The following is a 13,675-nucleotide window of genomic DNA, read 5'->3' on the forward strand; positions in this document are numbered from 1 at the left end:
CGAGGGCCTATTACGCCTCGGCGGAAGCGGCCTATGGCCCTCGGATTTAGTCCGAGGGCAGCGCAGCGTATTTTGCGGGATTGGAGCCTAAGCGAACCGCACCAGTGGTGTATCGGAGCGCAGGTAGAGCGGGTGTTTGGGGGAGCCGTCGGCGTTGGTGCCGAAGCACCAGAGCGGTATGTCATCGGCCGTCAGCGCCTCGACCAGCGCCTTGCCCGCCGGAGCGAGCGCCTTGTTGAGCTTGCCGTGGCACATGATGACCAGTGAGGCAGCGGCGGCGGCGGCGCGGATGGTGGGCAGGTTCTGCTCGGACACGGCTACGACGCCGGGGACCAGCAGCATCTTGGGATCCGTGGCGCGGTAGTCGCCGACATTGGCCTTCACCATGCCCGAATAGCCCTCGCGATTGGCAAAGGTCCACTCACGGGCGCAAGTGGGGTCGTTGGCCGTGGCGTCGGCCGTGCTGGGATTCATGCCGATGAACAGCACGTAGCGCTGGGGGAAGCCATCGCCCACCCAGCGCCGCATCAGCTGCCGGTAGCGGCCGCAGTCGCTGAAACGGGCGTCGCCATTGACGCCCGGCATCAGCGCCAGACGCACTTTGCCGCCCGGATCGTGCGCGGCAACACTCATGCCGTCAGGTCACTCGGCGGCACGAGGCCATGGATCAGCGAGGCGGTGGTGATGGTATTGGCCAGCAGGCAAGCAATGGTCATCGGCCCGACACCGCCCGGGACGGGCGTGATGGCACCAGCGACTTCCTTGGCTTCGGCAAAGGCCACATCGCCAACCAGCCGCGTCTTGCCTTCGCCTTTTTCGGGCGCGGGAATGCGGTTGATGCCAACATCGATCACCGTGGCGCCCGGTTTGATCCAATCACCCTTGATCATTTCGGGACGGCCGACGGCGGCAACCACGATATCGGCGCCCCGCACGACGGAGGCCAGATCCTTGGTCTTGGAATGGGCAACGGTAACGGTGCAATTCTCGCGCAGCAGCAGCTGCATCATCGGCTTGCCGACCAGATTGGAGCGGCCGATGATCACGGCGTTGAGCCCGGCGAGCGAGCCCAGCTGATCGCGCAGCAGCATCAGGCAGCCGAGCGGCGTGCAGGACACCGGGCCGGGCAGCCCGATCTGCACCTTGCCGACATTGGCGGGAGTGAAGCAGTCGACGTCCTTCGCGGGCGAAATCGCCTGGATCACCTTGACGCTGTCGATGTGGTCAGGAACCGGCAATTGCACAAGAATGCCATGCACTTCGCTGTCTTCGTTCAGGCGCTTGATGAGCTCCAGAAGCTCGGCTTCGCTGGCATCTTCCGGCAATTCGTATTTGAACGAAGCCATGCCGACCTCAGCAGTCTGCTTGGCCTTGCTCGACACATAGACCTGGCTCGCAGGATCATGGCCGACGATGACCACCGCCAGACCCGGTGTGATGGCGTGATCCTTCTTCAGGCGCTCCACATGTTCGGCGATGCGGCCGCGCAGGCCCTCGGCATAGCTCTTGCCGTCGATGATGCTGGCAGTCATGGCAACCTCCATATGGAACACGCGGGCCAGCAATAGAAAACACCGCCCCTTTCGTCTACGCTTTTGGCGAGAATAAAGCAGCGGAACAGACATGTACGAGCAGAAGACCAAGGCCGGCACCGGCGACATCGCCGAGTTCCTGGCCCAGGTGCCCGATCCCATCAAACGCGCGGACAGCCAAACGCTGATCGAAATGATGCAGGAGGTGAGCGGCGAGCCGCCCGTGTTGTGGGGCACCATGATCGGCTTTGGGCGCTACCACTACAAATATGACTCGGGCCACCAAGGCGACGCCTTTCTGACGGGATTCGCCCCGCGCAAGGCCGAGTTCAGCATCTACCTGATGGGAACTTACCTGCCCGACCATATCGAGCAGCGCGATGCCCTGCTGGCGCGGCTGGGCAGGCACCGCATGGGCAAGGCGTGCCTTTATGTGAAGCGGCTCAGCGATATCGACCTGAACGTGCTGCGGGAACTCGCGGCGCTATCGGTCAAGACGCTGCGGGAGGCCTATCCGGAGCAGGGCTGAAAACAAAAGGGGCTGCAACGGTATCTCTACCATCGCAGCCCGTGGAATGCCTATCTGCCGCGCTGTTGAGGGCTTGGGGGACAAGCGGCCGACGCAACACTCCTCGCTCACCGGATTGCATGGGTCGCTTGCCGTGCCAGTGAACTGACGCTCAAGATGGTGTCTAAATGCGGCAAGAAAAGTACTCATCACTACGATGTGAAACTGAAGGCAGTCCCGTGCCAGTGTTGCTGACACATCGGGAAGCTGTCATTTGATGATGCTAGTGCAGCGTTCAGATCGCTGCGCGATTCCGCCAGTCGGCAAGCTCAATCCGGAGCCTGCGCAATGAAAGAGAAACATGACCACGATCAGCCCGCCACGACTTGAAAAGCAGTCCTTCACCGACCCGGAGGCCGCGTGGGCCCATATCGCGGAAATCTATCACCGCAATTGCGGTTTCATCCGCGAGCATCTGGCGGCGCTAGCCAATGGCATCGTGCCGAGTGGCCGCGTGCGTGCCTGCTATCCGCAGGTCGAAGTGCGCTCCACAAGCTATTCGCGACATGAGAGCACCCTGCCCTATGGCTATCTGCATACGCCAGGCATCTACCGCACCACGGTGACGGCGCCGGACCTGTTCAAGGGATACTTCCAGGAGCAGTTCAAGGTTATCTTGCACAATCACGGCGGCACAATCGACGTCGGCGAATCCGACACCCCCATTCCGCTGCATTTTGCCGTGAACCCCAGCGACCGCATCGACGGCGAGGCGCTGAACAAGCTGGGCATTCCGCTGCGCGACGTGTTCGACGCGCCGGACCTCGCCAATACCGACGACGAAATCGCCAACGGCACCTTCGTGCCGCCCAAGGGCGGACCCTACCCGCTTTCAGCCTTCACGGCACCACGCGTCGACTATTCGCTGTTCCGGCTCAGCCACTACACCGGCACCGACGCGACGCACTTCCAGAACTTCGTGATTTTCACCAACTACGCGTTCTACATCGACGAGTTTTGCCGTGTCGCCAAGGAGTATATGCGCGAGGGCCACGGGCACTACACCAGCTTCATCGAGCCGGGAAACGTGGTGACCGACAATGCCCTGCGAGGCGGCACGGTGGCCGGAACGGCCCCGGTGCGTGCGCCGCAAATGCCGGCCTATCACCTGACGGCTCCTAACGGCCGTGGCATCACCATGGTCAACATCGGCGTCGGCCCGGCCAACGCCAAGACGATCACCGACCATATCGCCGTGCTGCGTCCGCATGCCTGGATCATGCTCGGCCACTGCGCTGGCCTGCGCAATTCGCAGGAACTTGGCGACTATGTGCTGGCCCACGCCTATGTGCGCGAGGATCACGTGCTGGATGCCGACCTGCCGCTGACCGTCCCCGTGCCGGCACTCGCCGAAGTGCAGGTGGCGCTGGAACAGGCGGTGGAGGAAATCACCCAGACCGAGGGCGTCGAAACCAAGAAGATCATGCGCACCGGCACGGTTGCGACCTTCGACAACCGCAACTGGGAACTCCGCGACCAGACCGAAATCGTACGGCAACTCAGCCAGTCGCGTGCTGTGGCACTGGATATGGAAAGCGCGACGATTGCCGCCAACGGCTTCCGCTTCCGCGTTCCCTATGGGACGCTGCTTTGCGTGTCCGACAAGCCGCTGCACGGCGAGCTGAAGCTCCCCGGCATGGCATCGGACTTCTATCGCACGCAGGTGAACCGGCACTTGCAGATTGGCCTGCGGGCGATGGAGATTTTGCGGGATCAGCCTGCCGAGCGGCTGCATTCGCGCAAGCTGCGCAGTTTTGCGGAGACGGCGTTCCAGTAAGGGATTCTTCCAACTCGCGGGTCACCCTGTGGGTGGCCCGCATAATGGAACGCCACTGCGCTTACAGCGTAACGACGGCTTTGCCGATAACGAGGCCATCGCCGAGGCGGCGGAGGGCGGTGGGGCCTTGCTCGAGCGGATAGGGACCGTCGATGATGGGGCGGAATTCGCCAGCGAGGCACCTTGCGGCGAGTTCGGCGCTGTCTTGGGCCGATGCGCGATAGACCAGCACTTCGAGGCGCAGGCCCCGTTTGCGTCCAACCAAGGGACCAAGGGCCGCAACCTGGAGCAGGCTGCCGACGGTGCCGCCAATAACGACCAGATTGCCGCCATCGTTGAGGGTTCGCGCGAATGCACCCACCAGGCGGTTGGCGACAACATCCACGATGAGATCGTAGCGGGCGGGACCAACGGTGAAATCGGTGCGGCGGTAGTCGATGAAATCATCGGCGCCCAGGGCCAGAAGCGCGTCGCGCTTTTCGGCGCGATCCACGGCGGTGACATGGGCCCCGACGGCCTTGGCGAGCTGGACGGCAAAAGTGCCGACGCCGCCCCCTGCTCCATTGATCAGGACGCGCTCGCCCGGACCGAGCTGGGGGCGCTTGCGGAAGGCCTGGAGGGCGAGACAGCCCGCCTGTGGTAGGGCAGCAGCATCAAGCCAATTCAGCCCCTGGGGCATGCGCGCCAGGGCGCTGGCCTTGGCAGTGGTGTATTCGGCGAGCCCGCCCCAATGGCCTTCGGACAGATCGCCGAACACGGCATCGCCCGGCGCGAACTCGGTCACGCCGTCGCCAACGGCTTCGACGGTTCCGGAGATATCAGCACCAAGGGTTTTGTGAGGCGGCCCGAAGGGCGCGGTTATCCGGCCCATGACATTGCCAATCATCAGGTCCCAGTCCCAGGAGTTCAGGGAGGTGGCGTGAACGCGCACCAGAACCTCACCGGGAGCGGGACGCGGCTGGGGCACCTGCTCCAGCCGCAGCGTTTCTGGCGGGCCGTATTTGTCATAAACAAGAGCCCGCATCGTAGTTTCTCCCGGTCCTAGCGACCCTTGACCACAGAATAGCCGGCATACTTGGCCGACGAGCCCAGCTGCTCCTCGATGCGAATGAGCTGGTTGTACTTGGCCAGGCGATCCGAGCGGCTCAGCGAGCCGGTCTTGATCTGACCGCAGTTCAGCGCAACGGCGAGGTCGGCAATGGTGGAGTCTTCGGTTTCACCCGAGCGGTGCGACATCACCGAGGTGTAGCCAGCGCGGTGGGCGGTATCGACGGCGTTCAGCGTCTCGGAGAGGGAACCGATCTGGTTGACCTTGACGAGGATCGAGTTGGCGACGCCCATCTTGATGCCCGAAACGAGACGCTGAGTGTTGGTGACGAACAGATCGTCGCCGACCAGCTGAACCTTGTCGCCGATGGCGTCGGTCAGGGCCTTCCAGCCTTCCCAGTCGTCTTCGCCCATGCCGTCTTCGATGGTGATGATGGGGTAGCGGGCGGCCAGGTCGGCCAGGAAGCGCACGTTTTCTTCGGACGAGAGCGACTTGCCTTCGCCAACCATCTCGTACTTGCCGCCCTTGTAGTATTCGGTGGCAGCACAATCGAGGCCGAGGAAGATGTCTTCGCCGGGCTTGTAGCCGGCCTTTTCGATCGAACGCATGATGAAGCCAAGCGCTTCGTCAGCCGACTTCAGGTTCGGCGCAAAGCCGCCTTCGTCACCCACCGAAGTGTTGTAGCCTTCTGCCGACAGACCCTTCTTGAGGGTGTGGAAGATTTCCGAGCCGATGCGAACGGCATCAGCCAGGTTCTCGGCGCCAGCGGGCAGGATCATGAATTCCTGCATGTCGATCGGGTTGTCGGCATGCTCGCCGCCATTGATGATGTTCATCATCGGCACGGGCAGGACATGGGCGTTTGGGCCGCCGATATAGCGGTAGAACGGCAGTTCGCTCGACTCGGCAGCGGCCTTGGCCACAGCGAGCGACACGCCGAGGATGGCGTTGGCGCCGAGGCGCGACTTGTTCGGAGTGCCATCGAGGTCGATCATGGCCTGATCGACGCCGAGCTGGTCGAGCGCATCCATGCCCTGAATTTCGTCGAAGATGGCGGTGTTGACGTTCTCGACGGCCTGAGTCACGCCCTTGCCGGAATACTTCTGGCCGCCATCGCGCAGCTCAACAGCCTCGTGCGCGCCAGTCGACGCGCCCGAGGGAACCGCAGCGCGGCCAAAGCTGCCGTCGTCCAGCACCACATCGACCTCGACCGTGGGATTGCCGCGGCTGTCATAAATCTGGCGACCGGTGACGTGGATGATTGAAGACATCGAATAAGCCCTTCTCAACTGGGTTCTGTCGTAACTTGAGCCACTCCTAGACGCGCCTTGTGACAAGTAAAAGAGGGCTGCACAAAAAAAGAACCTGTGCGCCCGCGGCAGCAGGCAGTTCGCCATTGCCGGCCCGACGCGATATCGTCAGTTGGCGCTGATTTTCTGGGAGGAACCATGACGCGGCAATTCATCAAGCAGGTCGCCCATACCTGCATATTCGCACACGACCTCGACGCGACCGAGACCTTCTATCGCGAGGTGCTTGGCATCCCGACCGCCTTCGACTTCAAGCGCGGCGATGAACGGATCGGATATTACCTCGATTTCGGGGCCCGGACCTTTGTGGAAGTGTTCCGAAAAGCCGATTCAAGCTTTGCCGAGACCAATCAGATCAACCACATCTGCCTTGAAACCGAGGTGCTTGATGAACTGATCGCCCATGTCCGCGCGCAGGGTGTTGCCATCACCGACAAAAAGCTCGGCGTCGACGGCACCTGGCAAGCCTGGACCGCTGACCCCAATGGGGTGAAGCTCGAGATATTCGAATACACCTCGGACAGCCTGCAGTTCGGGCCACGCGGATCGGTCTGCGCGGTGAACTGGTAGAAAAAGGGCCGCGCAGTGTGCGCGGCCCTTTGATCTCGGGATCAGTCGGACGACTGGCGGATGAGGCCGAAGGCCAGCAGGGTGACCACGGCCGCGACGATCATGTAGTAGCCGACCGTGTGAAGGCCGTAGGTGCTGGCCAGCCAGGTTGCGATATAGGGCGCGAGCGATGCGCCGAAGATGCCACCAAGGTTGAAGGTCAGCGACGCGCCGGTGTAGCGCACGGCCGTGGGGAACGGCGCAGCCAGTGCGGTGCCCAGCGGGCCATAGGTCATGCCCATCAGTGCAAAGCCGATGCACAGGAAGCCCAGCACGCCCCAGACACTGCCCGAGCCGAACAGCGGCCCGAGCAGCAGGCCGAAAATCGCGATGCCGATCGAAACGCCGACCATCACCTGCCGCATGCCGAAACGGTCAGCCAGGACCGCCGAAAGCGGGATAAACAGGCCGAAGAACACAACGCCGACCATCTGCAGGATGAGGAATTCCTCGCGCGAATAGCCGAGGCCGCTGGTGCCCCAGCTGAGCGAGAACACCGTCATGATGTAGAACAGCACAAAGGTCGCCAGTGCCGCCATGGTGCCGAGCAGCAAGCTAAGCTTGTGGTGCTTGAAGACATCGAGGAACGGCACTTCAACCCGCTCGGACTTTTCGATGGCCTTGGAGAATTCAGGCGTCTCGGTGATCTTGAGACGAATGAACAGGCCGAAAATCACCAGCGCGGCGCTGGCAAGGAACGGAACGCGCCATCCCCAGGCCATGAAGGCCTCTTCGCCCATGAAATGCGCGAGCACGAGGAAGATCGTGGTGGCGAAGAAGAACCCGACCGGAGCACCGAGCTGCGGGAACATGCCGTACCAGGCGCGCTTGCCCTCCGGGGCATTTTCGGTGGCGAGCAGCACGGCGCCGCCCCATTCACCGCCCAGACCCAGGCCCTGCCCCAGCCGGCACAGCGCCAGCAGCAACGGCGCAACAACGCCGATCTGCGCATAGGTCGGCAGCACGCCGATCATCACGGTGGAAATACCCATGGTGAGCAAAGCGGCAACCAGCGTGGCCTTGCGGCCGATCTTATCGCCGAAGTGACCGAAGAAGGCCGCGCCGATGGGACGAGCAAAGAAGGCAATGGCGAAGGTCGCCAGCGATTGCAGGAGGGCCGAAGCCTCGTCGCCCGCCGGGAAGAACAGCTGCGGGAACACGATAACCGCTGCCGTTGCATAAATGTAGAAATCGAAAAACTCGATCGTGGTGCCGATCATGCTCGCAGCAAGAATGCGGCGGGCAGAATTGCCAGCGGCAGGCACCGGAGGCGAGTCTGTAGCGGTGGTCATTGGAAGTCCGGGGTGTAGGTCACAGGGCCGTAACCGTGACGCGCCTCCACCCCTAGAATTTCGCGCCGTCGGTCAACGATATGGAATTTGGCGTACTGCAGAGTACGGTTCACCACAACCCCTAACGCGTTTGCTAGTCTTCACGTTTGTGGCCGTCGATGGCTTTTTCAGCCAAGGCCTTCTCCGCAGACTGCTTGAGCTTCTCCGCCTTGGTCCGGCCGAACAGCACACGATTCTGCTGAGCCTGCACCTCCTTCTCGGCGCGGGCTTTCTGCTTGCGGACGTTCTTGAGGTTGATGATCTCGGCCATGGACGCGAACTCTCTGCGGAGTGGCCAGTATAGCGCGTGGCGGCGTCAGGCGACAGACCGAGTTGGGTCCCCGGATACTGCGCCGGGATCGCAGAAGTGGCGACGAAGCGCGAGGCGCTTCGTCGCGAATTGCATCAGACCAGGCGGCTCTGATCCATCGCTGCAGCGATGAAGCTGGCGAACAGGGGATGCGGCTCGAACGGCTTGGACTTCAGTTCCGGATGGAACTGCACGCCGATGAACCACGGATGGTCGGTGCGCTCAACGATCTCGGGCAGCTTGCCATCGGGCGAAACGCCGGAGAACAGCAGGCCGTTCTTTTCGAGCAGCTTGCGGTATTCCATGTTCACTTCATAGCGGTGACGATGGCGCTCGGAAATCCGGGTGGAGCCATAGATGTCGGCAACGCGCGAACCGCGGGTGAGCTGGGCAGGATAGGCGCCAAGGCGCATCGTGCCGCCAAGATCGCCTTCAGCACCGCGCTTCTCGGTCTCGTTGCCCTTGACCCATTCGGTCATGACGCCGACGACCGGCTCCTTGGTCGGACCGAACTCGGTCGACGAGGCATTCTTGATGCCGGCCGTGTTGCGCGCAGCTTCGACGCAGGCCATCTGCATACCGAAGCAGATGCCGAAATACGGCACATCCTTGGTACGGGCAAAGCGGGCAGCTTCGATCTTGCCCTGCGCGCCACGCTCGCCGAACCCGCCGGGAACGATAATGCCATGAACGTGCTCGAGATACGGCGCCGGATCGTCGCGCTCGAAAACCTCGGAATCGATCCACTGCAGGTTGACCTTGACCTTGTTGGCGATGCCGCCGTGGATCAGGGCTTCCGACAGGGACTTATAGGCGTCCTTGAGGCCGGTATACTTGCCCACGATGGCGATGTTCACTTCGCCTTCGGGGTTATGGAAGCGAGCCGAAACTTCCTTCCAGGCTTCGAGCTTGGGGGCCGGCGCATCGGTGATGCCAAAGGCAGCAAGCACTTCGCGGTCGAGTCCTTCGTTATGATAGGCCAGAGGCACATCATAGATGGAGGCGACGTCCAGACCCTGGATGACGGCGCTTTCGCGCACGTTGCAGAACAGGGAGAGCTTCTTCTTTTCCCCATCGGGGATCGGGCGGTCACAGCGCACCAGCAGAACGTCGGGCGCGATGCCGATGGAGCGCAACTCCTTGACGGAATGCTGGGTCGGCTTGGTCTTGAGCTCACCGGCCGAGGGGATATAGGGCATCAGCGTCAGGTGCAGGTAGCATGCGTGATTGCGCGGCAGATCGTTGCCCAGCTGACGGATTGCCTCGAAATACGGCAGGCCTTCGATGTCGCCGACCGTGCCGCCGATTTCGACGAGCACGAAGTCGAAGTCTTCATTGCCTTCGAGAACGAAATTCTTGATGGCGTCGGTGACGTGCGGAATGACCTGCACGGTGGCACCAAGATATTCGCCACGGCGCTCGCGCGCCAGAATGTCGGAATAGATGCGGCCGGTCGTGATGTTGTCGCGCTTGTTCGCTGCACGGCCCGTGAAGCGCTCATAGTGCCCCAGATCCAGGTCGGTCTCCGCGCCGTCATCGGTCACGAACACTTCGCCGTGCTGGGTGGGCGACATCGTGCCCGGATCAATGTTGAGATAGGGGTCGAGTTTCCTCAGGCGGACCTTGTAGCCGCGCGCTTGCAGAACAGCGCCGAGCGCCGCCGATGCAAGACCTTTACCCAATGAGGAGACCACGCCTCCGGTGATGAATACGTACCGAGCCATGGGCGCTCACCTTAATCACATCAACGTCGATTCGTAGAGCGCGCATGCAGCTCTACACAAAAAGAAGAAGGGGATGTTTCCATCCCCCTCTTTGGTTCGCCTTACGGCGGTCAGTTGGTCGCCGGAGCGGCCGGTGCCTCAGTAGGGGCACCGGGGACCGGCAGGTCGGTTGTGGCGTCGGGCGTAGCAGCGTTAGCTGCGGGTGCCGCGGTACCAGCTGCCGGGGCAGCATCGGTGACCGGAACCGGAAGATCGGATGCAGGAGCCGAGGGCTGCAGCGCATTGAGAGCATCAAGAACGCTCGTGGGCGCTTCGCCTTCAGTGGTCGAGCTGGCGCGCTCGAGAATGCCCGAGGTGCCGCGATCGAGTTCCGAAAGAACGGTCAGACCAATTGCCGTGGCAAAAAACAGGGTCGCCAGAATCGCCGTGGTACGGGTCAGCAGGTTGGCCGAACCGCGTGCGGTCATGAAACCACCGCCGCCACCACCGCCAATGCCCAGTGCGCCGCCCTCAGAACGCTGCAGCAGGATAACTGCGATCAGCGCCAGAACGATCAGCAAATAGGCCACAATCAGGACGTTTGCCATTGTGTCTCAGTCTATTGGTCTGTCAAAAGATGGGCGCGTCATACACGCCTAAAAGCGCAAAGGCCAGAGGCCGGGCGGATTTTCCGACCAACCTCGGGCGTATCACGCCGCTATACCGCCGAGATAATGGTCGCGAAGTCTTTTGCCAAGAGGCTAGCGCCGCCAACAAGGCCCCCATTGACGTTTTCAATGGCCAGAATTTCGCGGGCATTCTGCGGCTTCAGCGAACCACCATAGAGAATACGCACGGCAGCGCCGGTATCGCCGAAACGCTCGACCAACTGGGCGCGGATGGAATTGTGCATCTGGGCAATATCGTCATTGCTCGGCGTGCGGCCGGTGCCGATGGCCCAGACGGGCTCATAGGCCACGACAATCTCATGCTGGCCGGCGGCTTCGGGAATCGACTCCGCGAGCTGGGTAGCCACAACCGACTCGGCTTTACCTGCGTCACGCTCGGATTCGATTTCGCCGACGCAGATGATCGGCGTGAGCCCTGCCCCGATGGCGGCTTCGGCCTTGGCGCGCACAATTGCGTCAGTCTCGCCATAGGAAGCGCGACGTTCCGAATGGCCCACGATCACGAATTGGGCGCCGGCATCGGCGAGCATGGGCGCAGAGATATCGCCGGTATGGGCACCCGAGGCAGCGGCGTGGCAATCCTGCCCACCGGCGAGAATACCGCTGCTAGCCCCTTGGCGCGCAACGGCTGCAAGGATGGTTGCGGGCGGGCAGATGACGACAACGGCGCGTGGAGCTTCGCCTGCTGTGAGCATGCCAGCCAGGGCCGCCAGTTCATCCAGCGAGGCCCGCAGGCCGTTCATTTTCCAGTTCCCTGCGATCAGCGGCGATAATGTCGTTGTCACTCTTTGCTCCTGCATGCCTCTTGCACCGGGGCTGGCTTTGCCCTAACCCCGACTGTCAAAATGGATTACTAGTGCCCACCTGCTGCTGCGGTAAAGCCTGGTGTTACCCAATGGAACGTCTCAGATGCTCGATAGTTTGCGTGTTTTTGCAAAATCCTGGCCCGGCAAGGTCATGGGCGCCTTCCTCCTGGTCGGCGTTGCAGGTTTCGGCATCAATAACGTCATAACCGATTTGGGTAGCAATACCGTAGCGCGCGTGGGCAATGAGGAAATCAATGCCCGCCAGTTCGTGCGGGCCTATCAGAACCAGCTGAATCAGGTCGCCCAGCAGATCGGTTCGATGCCGACCGCCGAGCAGGCCATCAATCTGGGCATCCCGACCATGGTGCTGCAGAACCTGGCGCAGGACGCTGCACTCGACAAGATGGCGACCGACTTTGGCCTGGGCGTTTCGGAGCAGAAGCTCGCCGAGATGCTGCGCGAAGATCCGTCGTTCCAGAACGCCGTCGGCACCTTCAATCCCGCAAGCTTCAGCCAAGTGCTGCAGATGAGCGGCATGACCGAAGCCGAATATTTCGAAGGTCAGGCCGACGCATCGCGCCGCCAGCAGCTGATCCTGAGCCTGTTTGGTGACACCAAGTTGCCAGAGACCGCCTCGCACCTGATCAACCGCTATGTCGCCGATCAGCGCACGATCGACTACTTCGTGCTGAGCGAAACCAATATCGAAACGCCTGCCGCACCGACGGAAGCCGAGCTGGCCGCCTATCTGACCGAGCACCAGTCCGAGTTCCGCACCGTGGAAACCCGCAAGGTGCAGATGCTCCGCCTGTCGGCTGCCGACCTGGCAGCTACCAAGACCGTCGACGATGCAGCCATTGCCGCCGAATATGAGCGCACCAAGGAAAGCATGACCCGGGCCGAGCGCCGCACCATCCAGCAGGTGGTGCTGAACGCCGACCAGGTCACCGCCTTCGAAGCAGGTCGTGTCGCCGGCGCCACGTTTGACGCGCTGGTCGCCGAAGCTGGCCTCACCCCGACGCAGCTTGGCACCCTGGCCCAGGCCGACATCAATGACAGCACGCTTGCCACGACGGCCTTTGGCCTGCCGGCAGACGGCTTTGCCATCATCGACGGTGTTGCCGGCAAGCGTGCCGTGCACGTTTCCGCCATCGAAGCCGGTGGCGTGCCGCCTCTGGCCGATGTTCGCGACCAGATCGCCGAAACCCTGAAGCTGGGCCAGGCGCGCAACGAACTGGCCGATATCCAGGACCAGATCGAAGAACTGCGCGCGGCTTTCCGCCCGCTGACCGAGATCGCCGATCGTTTCAAGCTCGACCTCTACGAAGCCGACGTCACTTCGACTGGCGCCGAGCTGTCGGTTATCCCCAACCTGTCGAACGATGACCGCCCGCGCGTGACCCAGGCCATCTTCAAGGCGACCGAAGGCGGACTGACGCCGGCCATCCAGCTCGCTGGCAATGGCAACCTGTGGTTTGACCTCAAGGCTATCGAGCCCGCTCGCGACCAGAAGCTGGACGAAGTCCGCGATGCCGTTGCCGAAGCCCTGACCGCCGAGCGCACCAACAACGCAATTCTCGCTGCACAGGCAGTCGCCGTGAAGCGCCTGAAGGACGGCGAAGCAGTGGCTGACGTCGCGGCCTCCTACAATGTCTTCCCGCAGATCAGCGCGCCCTTCACCCGGTTTGGCGCTGAAGACGGCAGCATCGACGCCGCAGTCGCTTCGGCAGTGTTTGCCGGCGGCGACACCCACAGCGGTTCGGCTGTCAGCCAGTCGGGCGAATTCGTGGTCTTCCAGGTGGTTGACGTTACCCCTGCCGAAGGCCCGCTCGAAGCCCAGGCCAATGACAGCCTTGAGAATGAGGCCCGTATCGGCCTCTATGGCGACTTCGTAACCGCCGTGCGCGACGATGCAGGCCTGCGGATCAACCAGCAGGCTCTTCAGCAAACGCTCGAACTCAATACCGGCCTGTAACCACAGGCCGGCCCACC

13 protein-coding genes are annotated in these 13,675 nt (G+C 62.3%); 4 read left to right on the forward strand and 9 right to left on the reverse strand.

Annotated elements, in window-relative coordinates:
* Positions 1-87 precede the first annotated feature (87 nt).
* On the reverse strand, positions 88-633 hold the full coding sequence (locus tag ACZ5WT_RS16365; protein ID WP_464284833.1) for a DUF1643 domain-containing protein: 546 nt from the start codon (positions 631-633) through the stop codon (positions 88-90).
* Positions 630-1,532 (reverse strand): bifunctional methylenetetrahydrofolate dehydrogenase/methenyltetrahydrofolate cyclohydrolase FolD, encoded by a 903-nt coding sequence (gene folD / locus ACZ5WT_RS16370; protein ID WP_464284834.1) that lies wholly within the window; start codon positions 1,530-1,532, stop codon positions 630-632. The genes ACZ5WT_RS16365 and folD overlap by 4 nt, the downstream gene beginning before the upstream one ends.
* Positions 1,533-1,623: 91 nt before the next feature.
* On the opposite strand from folD, the gene ACZ5WT_RS16375 reads away from it, so the two are divergent.
* Positions 1,624-2,061, forward strand: a complete 438-nt coding sequence (locus tag ACZ5WT_RS16375) for a DUF1801 domain-containing protein (RefSeq protein ID WP_464284835.1) — start codon at positions 1,624-1,626, stop codon at positions 2,059-2,061.
* Between the two features lie 340 nt (positions 2,062-2,401).
* Positions 2,402-3,877: an AMP nucleosidase gene (locus tag ACZ5WT_RS16380; RefSeq protein ID WP_464284836.1), complete on the forward strand. Its 1,476-nt coding sequence runs from the start codon at positions 2,402-2,404 to the stop codon at positions 3,875-3,877.
* Positions 3,878-3,938: 61 nt separating this feature from the next.
* Here the strand turns inward: ACZ5WT_RS16380 and ACZ5WT_RS16385 are convergent, their stop codons facing one another.
* Positions 3,939-4,901 (reverse strand): NAD(P)-dependent alcohol dehydrogenase, encoded by a 963-nt coding sequence (locus tag ACZ5WT_RS16385; RefSeq protein ID WP_464284837.1) that lies wholly within the window; start codon positions 4,899-4,901, stop codon positions 3,939-3,941.
* A 17-nt stretch (positions 4,902-4,918) separates the two neighbouring features.
* Positions 4,919-6,196, reverse strand: coding sequence for a phosphopyruvate hydratase (gene eno, locus ACZ5WT_RS16390; RefSeq protein WP_464284838.1), 1,278 nt, complete (start codon positions 6,194-6,196; stop codon positions 4,919-4,921).
* Between the two features lie 177 nt (positions 6,197-6,373).
* Here eno and ACZ5WT_RS16395 point away from each other — a divergent pair, with 177 nt between their 5' ends.
* Positions 6,374-6,805 (forward strand): VOC family protein, encoded by a 432-nt coding sequence (locus tag ACZ5WT_RS16395; RefSeq protein WP_464284839.1) that lies wholly within the window; start codon positions 6,374-6,376, stop codon positions 6,803-6,805.
* 41 nt (positions 6,806-6,846) lie between these two features.
* Here the strand turns inward: ACZ5WT_RS16395 and ACZ5WT_RS16400 are convergent, their stop codons facing one another.
* The 5 genes from ACZ5WT_RS16400 to tpiA form a co-directional block, all read right to left on the reverse strand.
* Positions 6,847-8,136 carry an MFS transporter gene (locus ACZ5WT_RS16400; protein ID WP_464284840.1) on the reverse strand — a complete coding sequence of 430 codons (1,290 nt, stop codon included), beginning with the start codon at positions 8,134-8,136 and terminating at the stop codon, positions 6,847-6,849.
* A gap of 133 nt (positions 8,137-8,269) precedes the next feature.
* Positions 8,270-8,446, reverse strand: a complete 177-nt coding sequence (locus tag ACZ5WT_RS16405) for a DUF4169 family protein (RefSeq protein ID WP_464284841.1) — start codon at positions 8,444-8,446, stop codon at positions 8,270-8,272.
* A 134-nt stretch (positions 8,447-8,580) separates the two neighbouring features.
* Entirely contained in the window at positions 8,581-10,209 is a 1,629-nt protein-coding gene (locus ACZ5WT_RS16410) for a CTP synthase (RefSeq protein ID WP_464284842.1), read from the reverse strand.
* 110 nt (positions 10,210-10,319) lie between these two features.
* Positions 10,320-10,796 carry a preprotein translocase subunit SecG gene (gene secG, locus ACZ5WT_RS16415; RefSeq protein ID WP_464284843.1) on the reverse strand — a complete coding sequence of 159 codons (477 nt, stop codon included), beginning with the start codon at positions 10,794-10,796 and terminating at the stop codon, positions 10,320-10,322.
* A 110-nt stretch (positions 10,797-10,906) separates the two neighbouring features.
* Entirely contained in the window at positions 10,907-11,662 is a 756-nt protein-coding gene (gene tpiA / locus ACZ5WT_RS16420; RefSeq protein ID WP_464284844.1) for a triose-phosphate isomerase, read from the reverse strand.
* A gap of 124 nt (positions 11,663-11,786) precedes the next feature.
* Between tpiA and ACZ5WT_RS16425 the strand changes: the two genes are divergently transcribed.
* The gene (locus ACZ5WT_RS16425; RefSeq protein ID WP_464284845.1) at positions 11,787-13,658 is read left to right on the forward strand and encodes a peptidylprolyl isomerase; all 1,872 of its coding nucleotides are present in this window, start codon (positions 11,787-11,789) and stop codon (positions 13,656-13,658) included.
* Positions 13,659-13,675: the final 17 nt, after the last annotated feature.

The organism is Devosia sp. T2-14 (assembly GCF_055397495.1).

Coding starts and splice junctions, on each gene's coding strand:
- ACZ5WT_RS16375 (WP_464284835.1), top strand. CDS start 1,624: ATGTACGAGCAGAAGACCAAGGCCGGCACCGGCGACATCGCCGAGTTC.
- ACZ5WT_RS16400 (WP_464284840.1), bottom strand. CDS start 8,136: ATGACCACCGCTACAGACTCGCCTCCGGTGCCTGCCGCTGGCAATTCT.
- ACZ5WT_RS16410 (WP_464284842.1), bottom strand. CDS start 10,209: ATGGCTCGGTACGTATTCATCACCGGAGGCGTGGTCTCCTCATTGGGT.
- folD (WP_464284834.1), bottom strand. CDS start 1,532: ATGACTGCCAGCATCATCGACGGCAAGAGCTATGCCGAGGGCCTGCGC.
- ACZ5WT_RS16425 (WP_464284845.1), top strand. CDS start 11,787: ATGCTCGATAGTTTGCGTGTTTTTGCAAAATCCTGGCCCGGCAAGGTC.
- ACZ5WT_RS16380 (WP_464284836.1), top strand. CDS start 2,402: ATGACCACGATCAGCCCGCCACGACTTGAAAAGCAGTCCTTCACCGAC.
- ACZ5WT_RS16365 (WP_464284833.1), bottom strand. CDS start 633: ATGAGTGTTGCCGCGCACGATCCGGGCGGCAAAGTGCGTCTGGCGCTG.
- ACZ5WT_RS16395 (WP_464284839.1), top strand. CDS start 6,374: ATGACGCGGCAATTCATCAAGCAGGTCGCCCATACCTGCATATTCGCA.
- ACZ5WT_RS16385 (WP_464284837.1), bottom strand. CDS start 4,901: ATGCGGGCTCTTGTTTATGACAAATACGGCCCGCCAGAAACGCTGCGG.
- secG (WP_464284843.1), bottom strand. CDS start 10,796: ATGGCAAACGTCCTGATTGTGGCCTATTTGCTGATCGTTCTGGCGCTG.
- ACZ5WT_RS16405 (WP_464284841.1), bottom strand. CDS start 8,446: ATGGCCGAGATCATCAACCTCAAGAACGTCCGCAAGCAGAAAGCCCGC.
- eno (WP_464284838.1), bottom strand. CDS start 6,196: ATGTCTTCAATCATCCACGTCACCGGTCGCCAGATTTATGACAGCCGC.